The sequence below is a fragment of the Deinococcus arcticus genome (assembly GCF_003028415.1).
Lineage (GTDB): Bacteria > Deinococcota > Deinococci > Deinococcales > Deinococcaceae > Deinococcus > Deinococcus arcticus.
This window is the reverse complement of record NZ_PYSV01000016.1, coordinates 62279-84036: the sequence shown is the minus strand read 5'-3', so window position 1 is coordinate 84036 and position 21758 is coordinate 62279. Positions and strand designations below refer to the sequence as shown.

At 67.4% G+C, this 21758-nt stretch carries 25 protein-coding genes; 16 read left to right on the top strand and 9 right to left on the bottom strand.

Going from position 1 to position 21758, the window contains the following annotated elements; all coding sequences use genetic code 11:
* The first annotated feature begins 87 nt into the window (after positions 1-87).
* The 9 genes from C8263_RS15080 (at position 88) to C8263_RS15040 (ending at position 5742) form a co-directional block, all read left to right on the top strand.
* Entirely contained in the window at positions 88-693 is a 606-nt protein-coding gene (locus C8263_RS15080; protein WP_107138960.1) for a hypothetical protein, read from the top strand.
* A 155-nt stretch (positions 694-848) separates the two neighbouring features.
* Positions 849-1091: a translation initiation factor IF-1 gene (gene infA, locus C8263_RS15075; protein ID WP_012693978.1), complete on the top strand. Its 243-nt coding sequence runs from the start codon at positions 849-851 to the stop codon at positions 1089-1091.
* 114 nt (positions 1092-1205) lie between these two features.
* Positions 1206-1319: a 50S ribosomal protein L36 gene (rpmJ, locus tag C8263_RS15070; RefSeq protein WP_012693977.1), complete on the top strand. Its 114-nt coding sequence runs from the start codon at positions 1206-1208 to the stop codon at positions 1317-1319.
* A gap of 1 nt (position 1320) precedes the next feature.
* Positions 1321-1701: a 30S ribosomal protein S13 gene (rpsM, locus tag C8263_RS15065; RefSeq protein ID WP_107138959.1), complete on the top strand. Its 381-nt coding sequence runs from the start codon at positions 1321-1323 to the stop codon at positions 1699-1701.
* A 3-nt stretch (positions 1702-1704) separates the two neighbouring features.
* A complete protein-coding gene (rpsK, locus tag C8263_RS15060; protein ID WP_107138958.1) occupies positions 1705-2100 on the top strand; it encodes a 30S ribosomal protein S11 in 396 nt (131 codons plus the stop codon).
* 142 nt (positions 2101-2242) lie between these two features.
* A complete protein-coding gene (gene rpsD, locus C8263_RS15055) occupies positions 2243-2863 on the top strand; it encodes a 30S ribosomal protein S4 (protein WP_107138957.1) in 621 nt (206 codons plus the stop codon).
* 14 nt (positions 2864-2877) lie between these two features.
* A complete protein-coding gene (locus tag C8263_RS15050; RefSeq protein ID WP_107138956.1) occupies positions 2878-3879 on the top strand; it encodes a DNA-directed RNA polymerase subunit alpha in 1002 nt (333 codons plus the stop codon).
* Positions 3880-4041: 162 nt separating this feature from the next.
* Positions 4042-4392, top strand: a complete 351-nt coding sequence (rplQ, locus tag C8263_RS15045; RefSeq protein WP_107138955.1) for a 50S ribosomal protein L17 — start codon at positions 4042-4044, stop codon at positions 4390-4392.
* Between the two features lie 207 nt (positions 4393-4599).
* Positions 4600-5742: a GGDEF domain-containing protein gene (locus C8263_RS15040; protein ID WP_107138954.1), complete on the top strand. Its 1143-nt coding sequence runs from the start codon at positions 4600-4602 to the stop codon at positions 5740-5742.
* 367 nt (positions 5743-6109) lie between these two features.
* Here C8263_RS15040 and C8263_RS15035 read toward each other — a convergent pair whose 3' ends face one another.
* From C8263_RS15035 to C8263_RS15020, 4 genes are all read right to left on the bottom strand, one after another.
* Positions 6110-7246, bottom strand: a complete 1137-nt coding sequence (locus C8263_RS15035; RefSeq protein WP_233218845.1) for an AI-2E family transporter — start codon at positions 7244-7246, stop codon at positions 6110-6112.
* Positions 7247-7357: 111 nt separating this feature from the next.
* Positions 7358-8305: a helix-turn-helix domain-containing protein gene (locus C8263_RS15030; RefSeq protein ID WP_107138953.1), complete on the bottom strand. Its 948-nt coding sequence runs from the start codon at positions 8303-8305 to the stop codon at positions 7358-7360.
* A gap of 129 nt (positions 8306-8434) precedes the next feature.
* Positions 8435-9349, bottom strand: a complete 915-nt coding sequence (locus tag C8263_RS15025; RefSeq protein ID WP_107138952.1) for an ABC transporter permease — start codon at positions 9347-9349, stop codon at positions 8435-8437.
* Positions 9350-11278, bottom strand: a complete 1929-nt coding sequence (locus C8263_RS15020; protein ID WP_199188416.1) for an ABC transporter permease — start codon at positions 11276-11278, stop codon at positions 9350-9352. It lies immediately after the preceding gene.
* A gap of 86 nt (positions 11279-11364) precedes the next feature.
* Between C8263_RS15020 and ndk the strand changes: the two genes are divergently transcribed.
* Together ndk and C8263_RS15010 are read left to right on the top strand one after the other, a co-directional pair.
* Entirely contained in the window at positions 11365-11781 is a 417-nt protein-coding gene (gene ndk, locus C8263_RS15015; protein WP_107138950.1) for a nucleoside-diphosphate kinase, read from the top strand.
* Between the two features lie 358 nt (positions 11782-12139).
* Positions 12140-13174, top strand: a complete 1035-nt coding sequence (locus tag C8263_RS15010; protein ID WP_107138949.1) for a GGDEF domain-containing protein — start codon at positions 12140-12142, stop codon at positions 13172-13174.
* Positions 13175-13198: 24 nt separating this feature from the next.
* On the opposite strand, the gene C8263_RS15005 is transcribed toward C8263_RS15010, so the two are convergent.
* Positions 13199-13669 (bottom strand): hypothetical protein, encoded by a 471-nt coding sequence (locus tag C8263_RS15005; protein ID WP_107138948.1) that lies wholly within the window; start codon positions 13667-13669, stop codon positions 13199-13201.
* Positions 13670-13744: 75 nt separating this feature from the next.
* Here C8263_RS15005 and C8263_RS15000 point away from each other — a divergent pair, with 75 nt between their 5' ends.
* From C8263_RS15000 to C8263_RS14985, 4 genes are all read left to right on the top strand, one after another.
* Positions 13745-14065: a hypothetical protein gene (locus tag C8263_RS15000; protein WP_107138947.1), complete on the top strand. Its 321-nt coding sequence runs from the start codon at positions 13745-13747 to the stop codon at positions 14063-14065.
* 40 nt (positions 14066-14105) lie between these two features.
* Positions 14106-14888, top strand: coding sequence for a nitroreductase family protein (locus tag C8263_RS14995; protein WP_107138946.1), 783 nt, complete (start codon positions 14106-14108; stop codon positions 14886-14888).
* A 569-nt stretch (positions 14889-15457) separates the two neighbouring features.
* Positions 15458-16348, top strand: a complete 891-nt coding sequence (locus C8263_RS14990; RefSeq protein WP_199188415.1) for an aldo/keto reductase — start codon at positions 15458-15460, stop codon at positions 16346-16348.
* Between the two features lie 713 nt (positions 16349-17061).
* The gene (locus C8263_RS14985; protein WP_107138944.1) at positions 17062-18132 is read left to right on the top strand and encodes a type III polyketide synthase; all 1071 of its coding nucleotides are present in this window, start codon (positions 17062-17064) and stop codon (positions 18130-18132) included.
* A 117-nt stretch (positions 18133-18249) separates the two neighbouring features.
* Here C8263_RS14985 and C8263_RS14980 read toward each other — a convergent pair whose 3' ends face one another.
* The 3 genes from C8263_RS14980 to C8263_RS14975 form a co-directional block, all read right to left on the bottom strand.
* On the bottom strand, positions 18250-18432 hold the full coding sequence (locus C8263_RS14980) for a hypothetical protein (protein ID WP_107138943.1): 183 nt from the start codon (positions 18430-18432) through the stop codon (positions 18250-18252).
* Positions 18433-18458: 26 nt separating this feature from the next.
* Entirely contained in the window at positions 18459-18629 is a 171-nt protein-coding gene (locus C8263_RS19500; protein WP_199188413.1) for a hypothetical protein, read from the bottom strand.
* A gap of 288 nt (positions 18630-18917) precedes the next feature.
* Positions 18918-20411 carry an NADP-dependent isocitrate dehydrogenase gene (locus C8263_RS14975; protein ID WP_233218844.1) on the bottom strand — a complete coding sequence of 498 codons (1494 nt, stop codon included), beginning with the start codon at positions 20409-20411 and terminating at the stop codon, positions 18918-18920.
* Between the two features lie 90 nt (positions 20412-20501).
* On the opposite strand from C8263_RS14975, the gene C8263_RS14970 reads away from it, so the two are divergent.
* Positions 20502-20786, top strand: coding sequence for a helix-turn-helix transcriptional regulator (locus C8263_RS14970; RefSeq protein ID WP_199188412.1), 285 nt, complete (start codon positions 20502-20504; stop codon positions 20784-20786).
* Positions 20787-20893: 107 nt separating this feature from the next.
* On the opposite strand, the gene C8263_RS14965 is transcribed toward C8263_RS14970, so the two are convergent.
* Entirely contained in the window at positions 20894-21724 is an 831-nt protein-coding gene (locus tag C8263_RS14965; protein ID WP_107138941.1) for a hypothetical protein, read from the bottom strand.
* Positions 21725-21758 lie beyond the last annotated feature (34 nt).

Sequence of the window (21758 nt, the reverse complement as noted above, 5' to 3'; positions counted from 1 at the left end):
CAACACCAGAACTGGGCACCAGGTCAACAAGCTGCCTCTGAAGTCTGGTCTCATCAGTGCCTGACAACACCGGGCAAAGCTGACCCTATGAACGTACTGACTGGACTGGGTGCCGTGGCCCTTGCAGGCGGAATTGCGCTGGCGGCGACGCCGTATTCGCAGGTGGACATCACCATCAAAACGGAGATGTCTGATGGTCAGCTCAGCACGTCTCCTTCGGCCTCGCCCGTGCTGGGAATCCAGAACCCCAAAGTCCGTGGTGGCGTGGCCTACGTGGGCATGGCCCGTCAGATGGGAGAGTACAGCGCCGTACTGGGCACCAAACTGCCGGTCAATCTGCATCTGAACCTCTCGCAGGGGAGCCTCCGGGGCCAGCTGACGGGCCTGACCCTGCGCGGTCTGGACCTGGCCACCAACCAGACCGACGTCAACCTGAAGCTGCCGGCTGGAAGCTACGGCGGCACCCTGCGCACCCAGCAGGGCGAGGTGCAGTTGCAAGTCCCGGCCGGGACCGGCGTGCAGCTCATCCTCCAGAAGTTCAGCATGGGCAGCCTGACCATCAACGGAGCAGTTGTGGTGGATACCCTGCAGGCTTCAGGCACCTATGCCACCCCCAACTTCGAGAGCGCCAGAACTAAGATTCGCCTGACTGTCATCAGTCAGCAGACCGATCTCATCGTCAAGAATCAGTAAACGGAGCCGCTCACTGGCGGTGAGGGCCCCGTGGAGGAGAGGTCAGGCTGCTACCGCTTGCTGCCTGTGCACTGGCTCTTGCCCTCCGCTTGATGCCCATGATACCTTTACGTTTGGCTTGTATCAGGCCTGGAGGTTGCGTGGCAAGACGAAAGATGCCGGAACAGCGGGAAAAGCGTAAGAAGGAAGAGTCCGATACCGTGCGGGCCGAGGGCGTGGTGGAAGAGGCGCTGCCGAACACCACCTTTCGCGTGAAGCTCGACACCGGGCACGACATCCTGGCTTACATCAGCGGCAAGATGCGCATTCACTACATCCGCATCCTGCCGGGGGACCGCGTGGTTCTGGAAATCAGTCCCTACGACACGACGCGCGGACGCATCGTCTACCGCAAGTAACCCCGGCCGAAGTACCCAACAGATTCCCTACCGGCCAAGGTAGGTGGGGGGTCGAGCGCTGCCAGTCAGGGTCCATGATGGGACCTTTTGGCGCGGCGGCGCGAGGAGGAAGCAATGAAAGTTCGCAGCAGTGTCAAAAAGATGTGCGACAACTGCAAAGTGATCCGCCGCCATGGGCGCGTGCTGGTCATTTGCTCCAACGTCAAGCACAAGCAGAGGCAGGGCTGATATGGCGCGTATTGCTGGCGTTGACCTGCCCCGCGAAAAGCGCGTTGAAATCGCGCTGACCTACATCTACGGCATCGGCCTGACCCGCGCCAAGGAAGTGCTGGCCCGCACCGGGATCAGCGCGGACACCCGCGTGAAGAACCTCAGCGAAGCCGAGCAGAGCACCCTGCGCGAGGCCATCGAGAAGACCTACAAGGTCGAAGGTGACCTGCGCAGCGAGGTGGGCCAGAACATCAAGCGCCTGATGGACATCGGCGCTTACCGTGGCCTGCGTCACCGCCGTGGCCTGCCCGTGCGCGGCCAGCGCACCAAGACGAACGCCCGCACCCGCAAGGGCCCGCGCAAGACCGTCGCCGGTAAGAAAAAGGCCACGAGGAAGTAAGCCATGGCGAAGAGCACCAAAGGCAAGACCCCGCGCCGCGCCCGGCGCAACATCAGCGCTGGCCGCGCGTACGTGCACGCCAGCTACAACAACACCATCGTGACCATCACCGATCTGGACGGCAACAGCGTCGCCTGGAGCAGCGGCGGCACGATTGGCTACAAGGGCAGCAAGAAGGGTACCCCCTACGCCGCCCAGCTGGCCGCCGCCGACGCCGTGAAAAAGGCCGTACAGACCTTTGGCATGAACGTGGTGGACGTGATTGTGCGTGGCAGCGGCTCCGGCCGCGAGCAGGCCATCCGCGCCATTCAGGCGTCGGGCATTGAAGTGAAGTCCATCATGGACGACACCCCCGTGCCGCACAACGGCTGCCGCCCCAAGAAGAAGTTCCGCGCCTAAACGCGCCAAGCCGCTGCCCACCTGTCCCGCTTCCCCTGCCGCCCCACGCGGCATAAGCCTCACCACGGGCGATGGAAGCGGGCGCCAGAGGGCCGCAGACCCGATTTGAGCCCCCAGGGCCAATCGCAAGGAGAATTTGAACATGGGTCGTTTCCGTGGTTCCATTACCAAGCAGAGCCGCCGCGAAGGCATCAACCTCGCGGAGACTGAAAAAGTCCAGAAGTACCTGGACCGCCGCCCCTACGCGCCCGGCCAGCACGGCCAGCGCCGTGGCCGTGGCCGGCCCAGCGACTACTCGGTGCGCCTGCGTGAAAAGCAGAAGCTCGCCCGCCTGTACGGCATTGGCGAAAAGCAGTTCCGTAACCTCTTCGAGGAAGCGGCCAACGTCCCCGGCGTGACCGGCACCGTGTTCCTGCAGCTGCTGGAGCGCCGCCTGGACAACGTGGTGTTCCGCATGGGCTTTGCCAGCACCCGCCGTCAGGCCCGGCAGTTCGTGGGCCACGGCCACATCCTGGTCAACGGCAAGAAAGTGGATATCCCCAGCTACCGCGTCAAGATTGGCGACGAGCTGACCGTGGCTGAAGGCGCGCGCAAGATCGGTTTTATTCAGGAGAACATGGAAGCGCAAAAGCGCCGCCGCGTCAGCCCCTGGGTGGAACTGGACGCCGAGAACTTCAAGGGCACCTTCTCCCGCCTGCCCGCGCGTGAAGACCTCGCCCTGCCCATCAACGAGAACTTCATCATCGAGTACTACTCGCGCTAAATCAGGAGGCCCCAGTGGATCAAAAGCGCCCTCAACTCAAAGCCCGCGTGGACGGCGACTACGGCGAATTCGTCCTGGAGCCGCTCACGCGCGGTTACGGCGTCACCATCGGGAACCCCATCCGGCGCATCCTGATGTCCTCGATCCCCGGCACGGCTGTGACCAGCGTGTACATCGAGGACGTCCTGCACGAGTTCTCCACCATCCCCGGCGTCAAGGAAGACGTCATCCAGATCATTCTGAACCTCAAAGAACTCGTGGTGAAGTTTCATGCCACGGGCCCCAAAACCCTGACGCTGCGCGCGCAGGGCGAAGGGGTGGTGCGCGCCAGCGCCTTTGAGGTGCCCAGTGACGCGGAAATCGTCAACCCTGACCTCGTGATTGCCACGCTGGCCGAAGACGGCAAGCTGGTCATGGAAGTGCGCGTGGAAGAAGGCGAAGGCTACGTGCCCGCTGACAAGCACGCCACCAAGGACCGCATCAACTCCATTCCGGTGGACGCCGTGTTCTCGCCGGTACGGCGCGTGGCCTACCACGTGGAAAACACCCGCGTGGGTCAGCAGACTGACCTGGACCGCCTGATTCTGCGCGTCTGGACAGACGGCTCCACCGGCCCCCAGGACGCCCTGGACAAAGCCGTGGAGATTCTGCGTGACGAACTGACGGTGTTCGGCAACGTGGAAACCCTGCCCGCCGCCGTGCCGGAATACCAGCAGCCGGTCTACACCCCGGCGCCCAGCGCGCCCAACGTGTACGACCTGCCGCCCACCACCGGCAGCGTGAACCTGAACCCCGGCGACTACCCCGCCGAACTGGACACGCCCCGCGTGACCCTCGAAGGCCTGGGCCTGACCACCCGCGTGCTGCATTCCCTCAAGGAAGAAGGCATTGACTCGGTGGACGCCCTGTGCGCCCTGTCCGACCGCGACCTGAAAAAGGTGCCCGGTATCGGCGAGCGCAGCCTCGACGAAATCAAGCAGCAACTGGCCCAGTTTGGGCTGGCGCTGCGCGACTGAGAAAAGGTCTGAGGATCAAAGAGTCGAAGGGTTTAAGGAGAGAGCACGCTGAAGTTGCCGGCCTTGCCCAGGTTCCTTCCCGCGCCCCGCTTCCTGCCTCCCGCACCCTCTTTCTCCCGCTGACCGCTTTCCACCCCCCATTTACCCCCAAGGAGACCCACCATGCGTCACGGTAAAGCCGGTCGCAAGCTCAACCGCAACAGCAGCAGCCGTGTGGCCCTGGCCCGTGCCCAGGCCACCGCCCTGCTGCGCGAGGGCCGTATCCAGACGACCCTCACCAAGGCCAAAGAGCTGCGCCCCTACGTTGAGAAACTGATCACCACTGCCAAGGGCGGCGACCTGCACGCCCGCCGTCTGGTCGCCCGCGACATCCACGACAACGCCGTGGTGCGCAAGGTCATGGACGAAGTGGCGCCCAAGTACGCCGACCGCCAGGGGGGCTACACCCGCATTCTGCGCGTGGGCACCCGTCGCGGCGACGGCGTGACGATGGCCCTGATCGAACTCGTCTGAGTTTTCCAGCCCACAAGAACCGGGAGCGTCAAGCTTCCGGTTTTTGCTTTGGTGGTCTGCGCCTGTGGCCGCCATACAGGGTCGGTGCCGAGGAGGGGAGAGGCTGTGCACCTCCCGGGCATGAGGAGCGCAGAGCCGTGCTTCGCTGCGGCCCGCCGGTCCTGAACTGAGTATACGAATGGGGCCCGGACTTCGTATCATTGGCCCATGCACGTCCCTGCGCCGCCGAGTGCAAGTTCTGACCCGGCGGATCTGTCCTTCCGGGAGCGGCGGCTGCTGGGCCGTCTGGTGCTGCCGGGCGGCGCCCTGGCGGTGGCGCTGCCGCTGTGGCTGCACGCCGCCTCGCCGTACCTGGGCACGTTTGATCAGGCGGCGCTGCCAGTGCTGCTGGTGTTGCTGGTGCTGCTGTCGGCGCTCAGCTGGACCCGCCTGCCGCTGACCTGGACCGAAACAGCGCTGGTGGCGGTGCTGAATGGTTTCGTGGTGTTGCGTTTGGGCGCCCTGCTGGCCGATAGCACGCTGGAGGCCGGGACCCGCGCGGCGCTGCTGAGCACCACCCTGCCCTGGACGGTCGTGGCCCTGATGCTGAACGCCTGGGTGTTTCCGGGGATGGCGGCGCTGCGGCTGAACTTCATGGTGCTGTGTGGTCAGGTGCTGTGCATGCTGGCGTGGTGGCCCCAGGGGGCCGGGCCCGCGCCGCTGTACCTGATGACCACGCTGATTCAGCTGGTGCTGGCCACCCTGGCCGTGCTCTCGGCGCAGCTGGTGGCCACGCGGCATACCTCGCTGGTCACGCGCCTGGCCCGGCAGGCCATGGCCGATGCCCATACCGATGTGCTGACCGGCCTGCCCAACCGCCGCGCCCTGATGCTGGCCCTGGAGGGGCTGGCCGGGCCCCTCACCATGGACGGCCCGCGCCTGGTGGCCGCCCTGGTGGATGTGGACCATTTCAAACGCATCAACGACGACCATGGCCACCCCCGGGGGGACGAGGTGCTGCGGGCGCTGGCGGTGCAACTGCGGGGGCACCAGCCGTCCGGCGGTCTGGTGGGACGCTACGGCGGCGAGGAATTCCTGTGTCTGCTGTGCCTGCCGGACGAAACAGCCGCGCTGGAATTCTGTGAGCGCCTGCGCAGCCGGGTGTCGCGCGAGCCACTGGCCGGGCTGCCCATCACCGTCAGCGTGGGCGTGGCGGTGATGGGCGCCCCGGTTCACGGCCCCACCCTGCTGGACGCCGCCGACGAGGCGCTGTATCAGGCCAAGCGCGCCGGGCGCAACCGCGTGCATCTGGCGGCCCCGGTGGCCGAGCGCTATGAACGCCAGCGCACCCCTGTGCCTGTGAAGACCTGATGGTGTGAAGGGATGACGGGCAGCAGGCAGGCCCCTGCCCCGGGTCTACAGCGCCGCCAGCGGTGCTGCCAGAGCCAGAGGGTTTGATGCGGACTGCCGTCCATTTCCGTACCATCCGGGAAGAAGGGCGATGTTCCCCGCCTTCGGCGCTGTTCCAGCCCAATTCCCGGAAATCCGCATTTATTCCTGCGCCCTCCGGTGGAAAAAATTCCGTAATGTGTTACGGAATTTTTCGGAAGCCGTATGACCCAGCCCAAGCTGACACCCGCACGCTGCCATTCAGGCCGGGTACAGAGAAGCGCCCCTCTGAAGATGGAGGGGCGCCTGTGGTGTCTGCGGTGTGCCGCTGTTCAGGCGCAGCGGCGCCCTATGGCCCTTCGCGGTAGATCCGGCTGGGAAAGTAATAGCGGTGCAGGGCCAGCTTGCCCAGCGCCACGGTGGGCACTGCCAGCAGCGCGCCCGCAAAGCCCAGCAGTGAAGCCCCCACCAGAATGGCCACAAGCACAGTAATGGGGTGCAGGTCCGTGGTTTTGCTGAGGATGTAGGGACTGAGGAAGTTGCCTTCAATCTGGTTGGCCGCCACGAACACCACGATCACCAGCAGAATCTTGAGCCACGCGCCGGGCAGGGTGAGGGCCAGCAGAATGGCGGGGGTGGCGCCAATGATGGGGCCCAGGTACGGCACGATGTTAAAGGCGCCGGCCAGAAAGCCGATGGCGGCGGCGCTGGGAATGCCCACCAGCGTGAGGCCCACCCACACGAACACCCCAATAAACACGGCAATCAGCAGTTGCCCGCGCACGTAGCCGCCCACAGCGGTCCCGGTCAATTCGCTGAGCTCCAGCACGCGTGGTTGCCACGGCCGGGGAAAGATGGCCAGCAGCGCCGCATTCACCCGGCTGTAGTCCAGCATCAGGTAGATGCTCATGAGCAGAATCAGCAGAATCTGGCCCACCATGCCGCCAATGGACAGCAGGCCGCTGAGCAGGGTGCCAGTGGAATTCAGGGCGTTTTGCAGGATGGGCACGATGTTGCGCCCGATGTTCTGCACGTAGGTCTGTGCCGCCGTGATCAGGCGCTCGCGGGCGTCGTCCAGTCCCGGTACACCCCGGGCACTGAGCCACGAGGACACGCGGTCCAGGGTGTCGCCCAGAGAGCCAATCTGGTCGGGCAGTTTTTGAAAGAGGGTGATGAGCTGCGCCGAGACCGTGGCCAGCAGAATGCCCGCCAGACTGAAGAGGGCCACAAACATCAGCATCACGAAAAACACGCCCAGCCCCCGTTTGACCCGCCCCTTTTCCAGCCAGTTGAGCAGCGGATTGGCGAGGTAAGCGATCAGAAAGGCCACGGCGAAGTCAATGACCACGGTGCGCACCTGCCCGACAAAGTGGTAGAGCGTGTACGCCACCAGGGCAAAGACCGCCAGACGAATCCAGGGCTGGCGCCACGCATATTGAAAGGCATTGGGATTCGGTGCAGGGGACAGGGGTGGGGGGCGGGTCACAGTGTTCCTACTGTACGGCAGGGCGCTGCCGCCGCCTGTCCAGCCTGTGTCTGCGCGCTGCGCTGGGGTGCAGTCAAGGCGTTCTTGCCCACAGTGGAGCCGGAAGCGGGATCAGAAGGTGCGCGTCACCACCTGCCCGGCCTGTCCCAGCGGCGCCGAGGCCGCGCCGTTCACACTCACCAGCACGGCCGCCGCGTTGCCTGTGCGGATGGTCACGCCGGTTTCAAAGCCCTTGACGGTGCCGGCGGTGGGCGTGCCCTCGAACAGCACGCGGCCCTGGGTATCGGTTACCCGGGTCCACGAAGGGCCCGAGAAGGTCACGGTGACGGGCGCCTTCGCCGGAGCCGGTACGGGGGTCGGCGCAGGGGTCGGCGCGGAAGGCGCGGCTGCCTGGGGCCTGGGGCGCGGCGCGTTCAGATCGGTCAGGAGGCTGCCCTGCCCGGCCGGGCGCAGGGTGGCGCGCAGGTTGCGGCTGCGGCCCAGGGCCACGGCTTCCTTGAGGGGCGTGCGGCCCGTCAGTTCCACTCTCAGCTGCGCCCGCGCCCGCGCCTGCAGGGGAAAAGAGCGCACCGGCGTGGTGCCCAGATAGCGGTTGTCGAGGTACACCCGTGCCCCGGCCGGTACGCTGCTGACAGTCAGCCGCACCGTGACGGGAAGGGGCGCCGCTGCCGGTTCCGGGGCCACGACGACCGCCGGCGCAGGCGCCCGCAGCAGGCGCCACGCTGCTGTGCCGCCCAGCAGCGCGGCCACCAGGCCCGCCCCCAGCAGCAGCGCGGGCGCGGCGCGGCGCGGCGCCCGGGCCGGCCGGGCCAGGGTGGGCGCCGGGGGCAGCGGCAGGTGGCGGTCAAATTCCGCCAGCAGCGGCGCCGGGTCCAGTCCCAGTTCCCGGGCGTAGCGCTGCAGGTAGGAGCGGGCAAAGGTCCGTTCGGGCAGGCGGTGCAGCTCGCCGTTTTCCAGGGCCTGCAGGTAATCGCTGCGAATCTTGGTGTGCAGGGCCACGTCCTGCGTGGTGCGCCCCTGCGCTTCCCTGGCCTGTTTCAGCGCGCTGCCAAACCCCATGTCCTTACCCTACACGGTGGCCGCGCCGGGTGTCTGTACCGGATTCGGCGCCCTGCTGAGCACCCCTTCACGCGGGCACAAAAAAGCGGGAGGCCACCAGGGCACTCCCGCTGCAAGGGTGGTCGGGGCTCAGCCGTCGTAGGGGCGGCCCAGGGCCTTGGGCGCGCGGCTACGGCCCGTGAAGATCAGCGCCAGAATGGTGATCAGGTAGGGCAGGGCCCCCACCAGCGAGGACGGCAGCAGGTTGGTGCCGCCCAGCACAATGGATAGCGCCTGCAGAAACCCGAACAGTAGCGTGGCGGCCAGCACACCCAGTGGCTTCCACTGCCCGAAGATCAGCGCGGCCAGCGCAATGAAGCCGGCCCCGGCGCTGATATTGCGCACGTAGGAATCCAGGTTGCCAATGCTCAGGAAGGCCCCAGCGGTACCCGCCAGCACCCCCGAGAGGATGACGGCGCTGTAGCGCATGCGCTTGACGTTCACGCCCATGCTGGCGGCGGCGCCGGGCTGCTCACCTGTGGCGCGCAGGCGCAGGCCGTAGGGCGTGCGGTACATCACGTACCACGTGACCGCCACGGCCAGGAAGGCAAAGAATACAGGCGGCGAGAAGCGCAGGTCGCCAAAGCCCCACAGGGGCAGCGCGTAGGCCACCTTGGGGCTTTCGTTGGACACGCCGTACAGGGCGGTCAGCAGCACGGCGGGCACGCCGGTGGCCAGCAGGTTAATGGCGGTGCCGCTGATCACCTGATCGGCGCGGTAGCGAATGCTGAGGACCGCGTGAATGGCGGCGATCAGGCCGCCCACCACGGCGGCAGCCAGCCAGCCCACCCAGGGCGCGGCCGGGCCCAGGCTGGGGGCCAACAGCTGCGCCACCACGGCGCCTGCCAGCGCGCCGAAGATGATCAGGCCTTCCAGGGCGATGTTCACCACGCCCGCGCGCTCGCTGAACAGGCCGCCCAGGGCGGTCAGCAGCAGCGGCACGACACTGCGGATAAAGGTGGCCAGAAAGGCCGTGGTCAGAAGCTGTGCAAAGAGGCTGTCCATTTACTTGCTCCCGTCGTTGGGGATGTGCATCTGGCGGTGCGCGACGGCATTGGTGGCCATGTTGGGCGCCGAGGAACTGGGGCCGCTCAGGGCCGCTGCGGGCGGCTCGGTGATGCGGCGGCTCAGGAAGCCGCCTGCGGCAATAAACAGCACGATCAGCGCCTTAAGGACCGTCACGATGTCGCTGTTCACCTTCTGCAGCTTGGTGGTGACGTTCACGCCGCCCGTATCAATGGTGCCGAACAGCACGCTGGCCGCCACCACGCCCGCCGGGGTGCTCTGGCCCATGAGGGCCACGGCAATCCCGTCAAAGCCCACGTTGACCGGCATGTTCTGCTTCAGGCGGTACTGGTCCAGTGCGCCGCCGTTCACGTAGTGGGTGCCGGCCAGGCCCGCGAACATCCCGGCAATCGTCATGGCCAGGATGGTGTTGCGCGCCACGCTGATCCCGCCGTATTCGGCGGCCTTGGGCGACAGGCCCACGGCGCGCAGGGCGTAGCCGGCCGCCGTGCGCCACATCAGCACGCCGAACAGCGCCACGCAGGCCAGCGCAATCAGGAACGCGCCGTTGAGCTGGCTGCCTGCCACCTCCACCGGAATGCCCACCCGCCACGTCAGGGCGCCCAGCACCAGGGCCACGGCCGCCGCGATCCATGAGCGCAGGCGGTGACCGCGCATGGCGATGCGCGTGACGAAGAAGGCCCCCAGCGCCACCAGCAGGCCAATGCTCAGGGCCACGGCGCCGTTCTGGCCCACGTTGAGCACTTCCAGCAGTGGGCGCAGCTGGGCCTGCGACTGAATCAGTTCACTCTCGGGGTTCGAGCCCTCGGCCTTGAAGGGCAGGGTGTAGGTTTTGCCCAGGAACGAGTAGGTGTCGCTGCCGATCATGAAGATGAAGATGGCCGACGCGATGTAGTTGAGCATGATGGTGTTGATCACTTCACTGGAACCGAAGCGCGCCTTGAGCACCCCGGGAATGGCGCCCCACAGGGCCCCGCCCGCGCCCGCCGCCAGCACGCTGAGCACCAGCAGGCCCCAGCCCAGGCTGGCCGGCCCGTACACGCCTACCAGCATCGCGGCAATGGCGCCCATGGTCAGCTGCCCCGGCGCGCCAATGTTAAACAGGCCCGTGCGGAAGGCAAAGGCCACCGACAGGCCAGTGAAGATCAGCGGGGTGGCCAGCTTCAGGCTGTCCAGCAGGGGACTGAGGGCCGTGACTGGCGCAAACAGCGAGGAATACACGAAATACACGAGGTCGCTCTTGGCCAGCCAGCCGCTCCACAGACTCAGGGGGGCGGCGCTGCTGTTGACCGCCGGTTGCACCACCAGCACCACGATGGCCCCCACCACGATGGCCAGGCCAATGGCGGTAAAGGGCACCAGCAGACCTCGCAGGCGGTTGAAGGTGTCCCACCAGCGCGGCAGGTAACTCAGGCCGGCGCCGGCGGCAATCAGGCCCGCCAGAGCCGGCAGAAACAGGCCCAGGTTCATGCCGCCGCTGGCATAGAAGTTGCGCAGCTGCCGCTTGGCCCCCGGGCGCAGGGCGGGATCGGCCAGCACGCGGGCGGTTTCGTTGTCCAGAGCGCCGCGCAGCACCAGCACGGCGGCGGTGGCCAGCACGAAGCCCACGAGCGCCGTGATCCAGAACCAGCGGGCGCGGCGCCACGCGCCGAAGAGGGTGGCGGCCAGCGCCGCCAGCGCGCCCCAGGCCAGCGGCAGCACCGGGCCGGTGGGTGGCAGGGGAATCTGCTGGTCGCCGGTCAGGTTATAGACGGCGCCGCTCAGGTGCAGCAGCGCGGCGTCGGCGTTGAATCCCCGGCCCAGCGTGGCCAGGGGCGTCAGGAGCAGCCCCAGAATGGCAACCGCGCAGACGATCATGGCGATGCGCGCCGCGACGCCAGACGGGCGAGAGTGAGAATCGTGGGTCACCTTCCCATTGTACGTGGTGCCAGGGAATTCCGGCCAGCCTTTGCCCGGGGGAGATGGGGGTGGGCTCTGCTATGCTGCCCGGTGGTATGGAACGCACCTTTGCCATGATCAAGCCCGACGGCGTGCGCCGTGGCCTGACCCCTGAAATCCTCAAGCGCATTCAGCACAAGGGCTACCGCATCGTGGGCCTCAAGCAGATGGTGATTGCCCGTGAAACCGCCGAGGCCCACTACGGCGAGCACAGGGAGCGGCCCTTCTTCGGCGAGCTGGTGGACTTTATTACCGGCGGGCCCGTGGTGGCCATTGCCCTGGAAGGAAATGGCGCTATCGCTGGCTGGCGCGCCATGATGGGCGCCACCAACCCCGCCAACGCCGCTCCCGGCACCATTCGCGCTGATTTCGCCACCACCACCGGCGAGAACGTGACCCACGGCAGCGACAGCCCCGAGAGCGCCGCGCGCGAACTGGGCCTGTTCTTTGCCGACGGCGAACTGCTGGCCTGAGCCCTTTTGCCCCCCGAGGCCGGCGCCCCCGCCCCCCACTGGGGGGCGGGGGCGCCGGCCTTCGTTGCGCGGGCTGTGCCGCCCCCGACTGACCCCATGCACTACTATTGGGCCGTGCTGCATGGCCCACCGGTGAACAAGTGCTTTGCGGGGGTGCCATGCCCAGGACCATGCATGAACACAGGCGCCACCCCACAGTTCAGCGGCGTGATACGGATTCCGTCCATTTCCGTAACATCCGGGAAAGAGCCGGATGTTCCTCCAATTCCCGGAAATCCATATTTGTTCCTTCTCCCTCCGGTCGGAAAAATTCCGTCACACATGACGGAATTTTTCGGAAGCCGTATGAGACAGCGGCGTGCCTGACGCCCTGCCCCTTCGCCTGCAACGCAGCCGGCAGGTGGCGGTCATCACGTCGTGCCTGGCTTACGTGCTGTACGCGCTGCTGACGGCCCTGATTGACCCGCCCGGCGCCTTTCCCGGGGCCTACAACGTGCCCAAATACTGGGCGGCACTGGTGGCGCTGGGCACGGTGCTGGCCGTGCTGGTCTCGCCCATGTCGCTGCGGCGCATCTACATGGTCACGACGGCCGGGTACGTGCTGGCGGCGGTGGTGGAGATTCCGCGCGCCGTGGCCTGGGGCGACATGCCCATGCACCTGAGCCTGTGGCTGACCATGAACATCCTGGTGTCGTATCTGGTGTTCGGCTCGCGCTTTGGCACGGGGCTGAACATTGCGGCCATTGCCATCATGCTGGTGAGCCTGGTGGTGAACGGCCCGGTGGCGGCGCCCAACCTCGCCGACTGGGTGACCGTGAGCATCGTGATGGGCGCCATGGGCGTGATGGCCTACGTGCTGGTGTCCTTTATCGAGAACAACCTCTCGCGCCACCGCGAGGACAACGAGCGCCTGCGCGCCGCGCGGCTGGACGCCGTGACGGAAGTGATGGGGCGGGGCGCCATTGAAGAGGAGCTGGAGCGGGCGGTGCAGCACGCCGCGCAGGCCCGCACCCCCCTGAGCATCATCGTGACTGATATTGACCACTTCAAGCGGGTGAACGATCAGCACGGTCACGCAGTGGGCGACGATGTGCTGCGGGCCACAGCCAAGCGGCTGCGGCGCAGCGTGAGCGGTTCGGGCGGGCTGGTGGGCCGCTGGGGCGGCGAGGAATTTATCGTGCTGCTCCCCGGCGTGGCCAAGACCGACGCCCTGGCCGTGGCCGAGCGCCTGCGCGGCGAGGTGAGCGCCGAGCCGGTGGCGGGGCTACAGGTGACGGCCAGCTTCGGGGTGGCCTCCATGCGCGGGCCCCACGACACCATTGACGCGATCTTCAGCCGGGCCGACAGCGCCATGTACCACGCCAAGCGCTCGGGCCGCAACGCCGTGCGCTAAGCGGGCACCGAACACCGCGCCGCCTTACCTGACGAACGCCCGCAGCAGTTCGGGTTCGTTCTGGGTCACGTAGCCCCGGGTCAGAATCCGCAGGCCGGTCGCCGTGGGCAGAATCAGCGTGTCGGCCAGGCGCGAGTCGGGGGCGGGGCGCAGGCCGCCCCCGCTGGGGGTGTTCACCGCCTGTGCCCCGCCCCCCGCCAGGTCCTGCGCGCTGAAGCGGGGCGTGCGGATCTCCAGCATCCAGCTCAGGGGGCGGGCGTCGCTGTCGTAGACCACCACCACCTGCGCGGCGTCCAGCGGCGGGCGCTCGGCCCAGGTGGTGCGGCGCTGGCCCACCGGAATGCGCTCGCGCAGATCGGCCTGGGCGTCGTAGGCGCCGGTGGCAGTGAACAGGGTGCGCGACACCAGATCCTGGCCGCCCCCGGCGGCGGGCTTGCACCCCCACAGCAGGGGCGCCGTCAGCAGAAGCCAGGGCAGAAGGGGGCCAGAGCGCATGGGCCCCACCGTACACCACGCGCCCGGCGCTGGCGGGGGCATCTGTCATACCCGGCGCTGTGCCACCATGCCGCCATGCGCGCGCACCAGCTGGCCCTGCTGCTGACCGGCGCCCTGTTGCTGGGGCTGCTGGGGCTGGGTCTGCGCCTGCAACTGGGCCGGGGCGGGGGCCGGGCCCGCTGGCCGCACCACGCCCTCTTTTTTGCTGTGTGCCTGGGCACGGGCCTGGGTGGACTGCTGGCCCAGCGGGCCGGGCAACCAGGGGCGGCGCTGCTGCCCGCGCTGGCGCTGCTGCTGACCATGCCCGCCACCCGCCCCGGGCAGGGCAACCACTGGCGCCGGGCCCTGGCCTGCGCCGCTGCGTTTGGGCTGGGGGCTGCACTCACCTGGGCCTGATCCCCCCCCGCTGGCTGGCCCCCCTGCTAGCCTGACCGCCATGAATCTGATTGACGGCATGCTGGCGCGGCGCACCACCAATGGCCCCTTCCGGCCAGACGCGGTGAGCCGGGAGCACCAGCATCTGCTGATGCGTGTGGCGCAGGCCGCGCCCAGCCATTTCAATTCCCAGCCCTGGCGCTTTGTGCTGATTGAAGACCCCCAGACCATTGGCCGCGTGGCGCAGCTGGCCGGGCAGAGCATGACCGAACTGATTGAGGCCGGCGTGTTTTTCGAGCGCTACCGCCGCTACTTCCGCTTTTCCGAGGCCGAGATGGACGCCCGGCGCGACGGCATTCATATTGACCATCTGCCCGGGCCCCTGAAACCCTTTACCCGGCAGGTGTTCAGCGACGCAGGCCTGAAACTCATGCGGCAGCTGGGCGTGCCCAGGAAGCTGGGCGAGGACAACCGCAAGTTGGTGGCCGGCAGTCCACTGCTGCTGGCGGCGCTGCTGGACCGCACCGAGTACCGCCCTGGGGAACTCAGCGGGTTTTACTCGGTCTTTGGGCTGGGCGCGGCCATGGAAAACATCTGGAACGCGGTGGGGGCGCTGGGCATGGGCATTCAGTTTGTCAGCACGCCCATGGAAATTCCGCGCCACTGGCAGGCCCTGGGCGAACTGCTGCAGGTGCCAGACGATCTGGAACTGATGGCGGTTTACCGCCTGGGCTACCTGCCGCAGGACAGCGCGCGCCCCAGCATTGACTGGAGCAGCCGCCACCGCAAACGCCTGAGCCAGTTCGTCTTCCGCGAAAGCTGCGCGGTGCCCGAACAGGACTGATCAGGGCAGGACTGCGCTGGACGCCGGTCGAGTCGCTGGCCACCCATAGTGCAGACCGTTCTCATACGAATTCCACTTGAATCACTGACAAAAGCGATTCCATCCGAGCAGAGCGAGCAGGAGCAAAACGGGTTCCGGGCGTGGAGTCGGCACATCGGCTCTGTTCCGATTTGTCGGCGGAAGAGACGGAATCCGTATCAGGTCTGCTGCGCGGGGGAGGAAACAACCGTCGTTGGGGACGTCTGCCCGGTTCTCCCCACCTGGCCTCTGGCGCAAGGGGAAGGGCAGAAATGCCGTGCGCATCGTCTCCGTTCGTCCTGTGTTCTGAACCTGTGGGCATCACGGACACAGGCGAGGCCATCCGAGCGGAGGGACACTGCCGCCACCGCTGCGAAGCAGAGGGAGGAGCAAAGCACGTCCCTCCCAGCCGTCTTGCCCTGGGCCGGGCGTCTGCGGTGGTGGCGGTCTGGGGCGCCCTCTCTGTGTGCCCTCATCTTTAGGACGCCTTGAGCCAAGTGCCATATCTGCGACCCGGCTGGGGGCGCACAATGCCCGCTGGAGGATTCCGAATGACCGACACGACTGCACCGGCCGCTGCCAGCGGCACCTTCAACATTGGCGGCGACCTGACCGTGAACCGCCTGGGCTTTGGCGCTATGCGGGTGACCGGCGAGGGCGTGTGGGGCGATCCCACCGACCGCCGCGCGGCTCTGGACACCCTGCGCGCCCTGCCCGAACTGGGCGTGAACCTCATTGACACCGCCGATAGCTACGGCCCGGCGGTCAGCGAGGAGTTGCTGCGCGAGGCCCTGCACCCCTTTGACACCGTGGTGATCGCCACCAAGGCCGGCCTGACCCGCACAGGCCCGAATATCTGGATTCCGCTGGGCCGCCCGGAGTACCTCAAGCAGCAGGCGTACCTCAGTTGCCGCCGCCTGGGGGTGGAGCGCATTGACCTGTGGCAGCTGCACCGCATTGACGCCAGTGTGCCGCGCGACGAGCAGTTCGGGGCCATCAAGGAACTGATGGACGAGGGCGTCATTCGCCACGCCGGGCTCTCGGAGGTCAGCGTGGAGGAGATTGAGGCTGCCCGCGCCGTGTTCCCGGTCGCCACCGTGCAGAACCTGTACAACCTCGTTCACCGCAAAAGCGAAGACGTGCTGGACTACTGCGAGCGCGAAGGCATCGGCTTTCTGCCGTGGTATCCGCTGGCGGCCGGCGGGTTGGCCCGGCCCGGCAGCGTGCTGAGCGAGGTGGCCGGGCGCCTGGGGGCCACGCCGTCGCAGGTGGCGCTGGCCTGGGTGCTGCGGCGCAGTCCGGTCATGCTGCCCATTCCGGGCACCGGCAAGCGCAAACACCTGGAAGAGAATGTGGCTGCCGCGCGCCTGACGCTCTCGGATGAGGATTTCCGGGCGCTGGATGAGGTGGGGCAGCAGGAGTGGGCCAAGCAGAGCGGGTAAGGAACGGCCTTCGGGTGGACGGCGGCGGTGGGCCCAGGCCCACTGCCGCTGTTGTATGTGGTCTGGAAAGGTCGGCTGTGCCCCACCCCCAGACTCGCAGAGGTGCGTAGCAGAGGGGAGACGACTTCCCCGTGCAGGGCGGCCTGCGCGTTGACAGAATCAGCGGCAACGCGCCTGAAACCTGGTGACAGGGGAGCAGACGGTAAGGACGGTGTACCTCACGTTGCGACTGTTCAGGAGAGCACCGAACAGTCTCCACTCTCGGTGCAACGTCCTTTTTTCGAGACTCGCGCTGCGGCGCAGCTGTTCCAGCCCGCTCGGTTGATCGGGGGCTTGGCAGCGAGGGACTGAGCACTGGGCAACGTTGACTGACGCTCTCGGGCAGCCGGATTTCGCCCCTGCACTGTCCGCCGTCGCCTCCCTCCGCCCATCGCCGGCCGCCCGCCTATTCACTGCGCGCACGACGGCTTCGTCTGCACCTGGCCGGGGCTGGAGCAAGGCGCCTTGCTGCGGCTGAGAAGGTTCCCTTTTCCAGAGACCGTCAGGCGGGGCTGCGTGTGGGCACGCCTCAGGTTGAGCGGTGACGCTTGCTCTGGCCTCTTCTCTGTGGAGCAGGTCTGCGCCGTGTTCGACTGTCTGTCCAACAACTCCCAGCCTTTTCCCAAGGTGGGGGGCAACTTTGCGCACGGTCTGGGCGCTGGGGGAGCGGCAGAATGCCCGGCATGACGTTTCCCGCTCCTCTGCTGCGCGCCCTGGTCACGGGCACGCCGCCCTGGTCAGCCCCGCAGAGCCAGGTGCGCGAGGCGGCCCGCACGCTGTTTCCGCGCATGGCGGCGCGGCCGGGTCTGCTGGATGTGTTTACCAACGCGCAGATTGAGACCCGGGCGCTGGCCCGGCCGCTGGAGTGGTATCTCACGCCCCGCAGCTTCAGTGAACGCAACGGCGCCTTTGTGCAGGAGGCCCGCGCGCTGAGCGTGCGGCTGGCGCGGCAGGCCCTGGAAGAAGCGCAGGTGGCCCCGGCCGCGGTGGACGCCGTGGTGCTGGTGAACACCAGTGGCATCAGTGCGCCCAGCCTGGACGCCCACCTGATTGAGGCGCTGGGCCTGGGCCGCCACGCCGCCCGGTTGCCGGTGTGGGGCCTGGGGTGTGCAGGGGGCGCGGCTGGCTTGGCCCGCGCCGCCGATCTGGTGCGGGCCGGTTTCCAGCGGGTGCTGTTCGTGGCCGTGGAACTGTGCAGCCTGACCCTGCTGGCGGGCGACGAATCCAAGAGCAACTTCGTGGGCACGGCGCTGTTTTCTGATGGCGGCGCGGCCCTGGTGCTCACAGCGCCGGACGTGCCGGGCCCGCCCCCCCTGGCCGAACTGTGCGGCGCCTCTTCCACCTTGATTGAGGCCAGCGAGGACATCATGGGCTGGGACGTGGTGGATGACGGCCTGAAGGTGCGTTTCAGCCGCGATATTCCGGCTCTGGTGCGCGGGATGATGGAGCAGGATGTGGAGCGGGCCCTGGGCGCCCACGGCTGGAGCCGCTCGGAGGTGGGCACCTTCATCATCCACCCGGGGGGCGTCAAAGTGCTCGCTGCCTTCGAGGATGCGCTGGCGCTGCCAGGAGGCACGCTGGACACCAGCCGGGCCGTCCTGCGCCGCTTCGGCAACATGAGCAGCGCCACTGTGCTGTTCGTGCTGCAGGAGGCCCTGAAGGAACGGCCCCAGGGCCGCGCGCTGCTGACCGCCATGGGTCCCGGGTTCAGTGCCGAGCACGTGTTGCTGCGCTTTCCTGCCTGAAAAAGGCAAATTCTTGGTGGGTGCAGCGCGTCCCCCGCTGGCTGTCCTCCTGGGTGACAACAGCACGCCGCCGGGTCATATTGACCCGGCGGCGTGGGCTGTTCCTGTCTCTCTGGTCTATTCGTCCGTGATGCTCAGCCGTTCCTCGCGGTCAGCCAGATCGTCGGCCACATCCGGGTTGGCCAGCAGGCCGCCCTCTTCCTTGCTGTGGGCAGGGTCCGTGGTGCTGCTCAGCTGCTCCATCTGCGACACGCCAACGTTGGGCTCATGATCTGTGCTGCTGGGTTTACCTTCGCCCATGGGGGACCTCCTGGGGTGGTGCCGGCTCAGCGCCGCAGGTTCTGGGGCTGCGAGCCGTCGAGTTCGCCTTTCACAGCGTCCGGGGTCTGGTCGGCCTGCCGGGCGTGTTCCTGCATGGTCTGGTCCTGCACGTCCTTGATGTCGCTCAGGTCGTTCGTGTCCTTGGTGCCGCCCTGGGGGTGGGATTTGTCCGTCATGGGGTTCTCGCGCCTCCTTGTGGCCTGAATATCTGAGATGGCTTGGCTCTCAGCGTAGGCCCGGGGCATGAAGCCCTGCCCCGGCCGGGCTTCATGGAGGATTGGGCATTGGCCAGAGGGGAAGGCGGCGTGTGGGAGAGAGCGGGGCGGAAGTGCTGGGCCGGCCCCGCTCTCCCGGAGCTGATCTTTCGGCGGTCCCATTCAACCTGCCTGCGCCAGCAGCACAGAAAAAGACCGCTGCTGCGCCAGCTTGCAGCGCAACAGCGGCCCTGGAGGGGGCTGTTCCCCTTACTGTCCCTGGCCCATCGAGAAGCCCGGCACGCCGTCAAAGGTGTAGAGATGCTCAGTCTTGATGAAGTCCAGGCCGCTGCCCAGCAGCCCGGAGAGCAGCGCCACCACATCCTCGTGGCTCACGCTCTGGCCTTCGGGCGCCAGGAAGCGGCAGCGCCAGTGGTCGGCGCGGCGGGTTTCCTGCTGGCCACCGGGCCACACCTTCACCCCCCGGTTGGTGATCATGTTCAGGCGCAGGGCGCCGCCAGTGTGGGCCTGCAGGGTTTCGGCCAGGGCCTGGGGATCACGGTCGGCCTCGGCCCACTCGAAGAACACGTCGGTGCCCACCAGGGTCTTGGTCACGTCGCGCGGCGCGGGGGGCGCGGGGGGCAACACCAGCTGGCCAGGGCTGCGCCGCGCGGCGGGCAGTTGCGCCGGGGTCTGGCCCAGCCGCGCAATCACGGCGTCGGCAAACTCACGGGTGCCCACCTTCTGCGTGGTGTGCTCGCCGGCAATGTCGGGGGTGTGTACGCCGTCTTCCAGGGTGCGTAGCCACGCGTTTTGCACCTTCTCGGCCACCTCGTGCTGGCCCAGGTGGCCCAGCATCATGACCGCCGCCTGCAGCAGCCCGCCGGGGTTGGCAAGGTTCTGCCCGGCAATGTCCGGCGCGCTGCCGTGAATGGCTTCAAACAGCGCGAAGCTGGGGCCAATGTTCGCGCTGCCAGCCAGCCCCACCGACCCCGTGATCTCGGCCGCCACATCGCTGATGATGTCGCCGTAGAGGTTCAGCGTCACGATCACGTCGTAGCGCTCGGGGCGTGTGGCGAGGCGCGCGGTGCCGATGTCAATGATCTGGTGCTCCTGGGCAATGTCCGGGTACTCGGCGCCAATTTCACGGTAGACCTCGTGAAACAGGCCGTCGGTCAGCTTCATGATGTTGTCCTTGCTCAGGGCCGTGACCTTCTTGCGGCCGTGGGCGCGGGCATATTCAAAGGCGTAGCGCACGATCCGCTCGCAGCCCTGGCGGGTGACCAGCTTCAGGCACTGCACCACCTCGCGCGTCTGGCGGTGCTCGATGCCCGCGTACAGGTCTTCCTCGTTCTCGCGGATGATCACCACGTCGGTCTGTGGGTGCAGGGTGGGCACGAAGGGCGCATACGAGCGGCACGGGCGCACGTTGGCATACAGGCCCAGCGTCTTGCGCAGGGTCACGTTCAGGCTCTTGTAGCCGCCGCCCTGGGGGGTGGTGATGGGGGCTTTGAGCAGCACGCCCGCCGCGCGCAGGGTGTCCCAGGTGTCGGGGGTAAAGCCGCTGGTGTGGCCTTCTTTGTACACCGCCTCGCCCACGCGGATGGGCAGGGGCTGAATGCGGGCGCCCGCTGCCAACAGCACACGCAGGGTGGCGTCCATGATTTCCGGGCCAATGCCGTCGCCGTGGGCAACAGCCACAGGCACCAGGGCGCCGGGGTCAGTGAGAGCGGAGAGGTTGGAATCAAGCGTGGCCTGCATCATGGAGTGCCTCCGGGGCGGTGAGGGTGAATTCATGCGAAACTTAATACGCGAAAAGAATGTCGTATGTTGTGTGCTAGTGTCAAGACCCCTATGCCCGCGCCTGTCCCTGCCCCCTGGACCTTCCTGACCAACCACACCCATGTGCTGCTGTGTCTGCACCGCTTCCCCGGCGACACGCTGCGCGAGGTGGCGGCGCGCGTGGGCATCACGGAGCGCGCCGTGCAGCGCATCGTGCGCGACCTGGAAGCGGCCGGGGTGGTGGCCCGCGAACGCCAGGGCCGGCGCAACACCTACCGCATTCAGCACGCGGCGGCGCTGCGCCACCCGCTGGAGGCGCACCACACGGTGGGCGAACTGCTGGCGTCTCTGGGGTAGGGGGCCAGAGGCAGCGGCTCTGGGTATCCGGCACGGCGCAGGGCAAACCCAGAACCCCAGGGAGTCAACCTGGGGCCCGCGTGTGGCGCGTTGGCTGTGCGCCGGCCCTACCCCTTGACCTCCGCCACCAGATTCAGCACGGCGCGTTTCAGATTGCCCGCTTCGTGCCCCTCGGCCAGCACCTCGCCGGTCTCGCCGTCCATCACGCGGGCCTGCACGCGGGGTTGCTCGCCGGGCTCAATCACCAGTTCCAGGCGTTGCCCCGGGCCCAGCGCCTGGGCCGCATAGTCCAGGCACCACTCGGCCCAGTTCACTTTCTCGGGCTGTGGCGCGTTCGCCCTGGCCTCCTGCTTCTCGCGGTAGGCCTGGGTTTTCTGGTCCACCTGGGTGCGCACCACCTCATAGCGCTGCGGCCCACTCAGAGAATCAAAGGGCACCTCGTCGCCGCTGTCGGGGTGGTGCACGGTGGTCTCCGGCTCCAGCTTTTTCACCACCCCGGCCATAATTCGCAGTTCGGCCGCGGGCGGGGCGTCTTCCCAGGGCGCGGTGTCGCCGGCATCCTCCACCAGCCGCGCCACCACCCGCTGCTGCTCGGGCTCCAGCTCAGTCACGATCCTGGCGGCGGCCTTCATGGCGCGCGCCTGCCGTTCGTTCTGTGGCTGCACGCCGATGGGCGAGAGCACCCTGGCCACATCTGCCGCCTCGATCAGCCGCCCGGCCTGCGGCAGGGTAAAGCCCCACCGCTCTTGCAGGTACGCTTCAAAGTTCTCGTGGGTGGCGCGGTAAAAGGCGTTGTCGCGGATTTCACTCAGCGCCTGCCCGGTGCGCTGAAAGTCACGCAGGCCGTCGCGCACGGTCTGTTCCAGGGCTTTCAGACGGGCAGCTTCGTGGGGTTCGAGGGCAGCGGCGCCAGTGGTGGGGGAGAGGGTGGGGGCCATACGCCTGCTCAATCTGCCACATGGACCTTGTTGT

Coding starts and splice junctions, on each gene's coding strand:
- rpmJ (WP_012693977.1), top strand. CDS start 1,206: ATGAAAGTTCGCAGCAGTGTCAAAAAGATGTGCGACAACTGCAAAGTG.
- C8263_RS15000 (WP_107138947.1), top strand. CDS start 13,745: ATGCGCGCGCACCAGCTGGCCCTGCTGCTGACCGGCGCCCTGTTGCTG.
- rpsD (WP_107138957.1), top strand. CDS start 2,243: ATGGGTCGTTTCCGTGGTTCCATTACCAAGCAGAGCCGCCGCGAAGGC.
- C8263_RS14975 (WP_233218844.1), bottom strand. CDS start 20,411: ATGATGCAGGCCACGCTTGATTCCAACCTCTCCGCTCTCACTGACCCC.
- C8263_RS14985 (WP_107138944.1), top strand. CDS start 17,062: ATGCCCGGCATGACGTTTCCCGCTCCTCTGCTGCGCGCCCTGGTCACG.
- C8263_RS15080 (WP_107138960.1), top strand. CDS start 88: ATGAACGTACTGACTGGACTGGGTGCCGTGGCCCTTGCAGGCGGAATT.
- C8263_RS15040 (WP_107138954.1), top strand. CDS start 4,600: ATGCACGTCCCTGCGCCGCCGAGTGCAAGTTCTGACCCGGCGGATCTG.
- ndk (WP_107138950.1), top strand. CDS start 11,365: ATGGAACGCACCTTTGCCATGATCAAGCCCGACGGCGTGCGCCGTGGC.
- C8263_RS14965 (WP_107138941.1), bottom strand. CDS start 21,724: ATGGCCCCCACCCTCTCCCCCACCACTGGCGCCGCTGCCCTCGAACCC.
- C8263_RS19500 (WP_199188413.1), bottom strand. CDS start 18,629: ATGACGGACAAATCCCACCCCCAGGGCGGCACCAAGGACACGAACGAC.
- C8263_RS14970 (WP_199188412.1), top strand. CDS start 20,502: ATGCCCGCGCCTGTCCCTGCCCCCTGGACCTTCCTGACCAACCACACC.
- infA (WP_012693978.1), top strand. CDS start 849: ATGCCGGAACAGCGGGAAAAGCGTAAGAAGGAAGAGTCCGATACCGTG.
- C8263_RS15025 (WP_107138952.1), bottom strand. CDS start 9,349: ATGGACAGCCTCTTTGCACAGCTTCTGACCACGGCCTTTCTGGCCACC.
- rplQ (WP_107138955.1), top strand. CDS start 4,042: ATGCGTCACGGTAAAGCCGGTCGCAAGCTCAACCGCAACAGCAGCAGC.
- C8263_RS14995 (WP_107138946.1), top strand. CDS start 14,106: ATGAATCTGATTGACGGCATGCTGGCGCGGCGCACCACCAATGGCCCC.
- C8263_RS15005 (WP_107138948.1), bottom strand. CDS start 13,669: ATGCGCTCTGGCCCCCTTCTGCCCTGGCTTCTGCTGACGGCGCCCCTG.
- rpsM (WP_107138959.1), top strand. CDS start 1,321: ATGGCGCGTATTGCTGGCGTTGACCTGCCCCGCGAAAAGCGCGTTGAA.
- C8263_RS14990 (WP_199188415.1), top strand. CDS start 15,458: ATGACCGACACGACTGCACCGGCCGCTGCCAGCGGCACCTTCAACATT.
- C8263_RS14980 (WP_107138943.1), bottom strand. CDS start 18,432: ATGGGCGAAGGTAAACCCAGCAGCACAGATCATGAGCCCAACGTTGGC.
- rpsK (WP_107138958.1), top strand. CDS start 1,705: ATGGCGAAGAGCACCAAAGGCAAGACCCCGCGCCGCGCCCGGCGCAAC.
- C8263_RS15030 (WP_107138953.1), bottom strand. CDS start 8,305: ATGGGGTTTGGCAGCGCGCTGAAACAGGCCAGGGAAGCGCAGGGGCGC.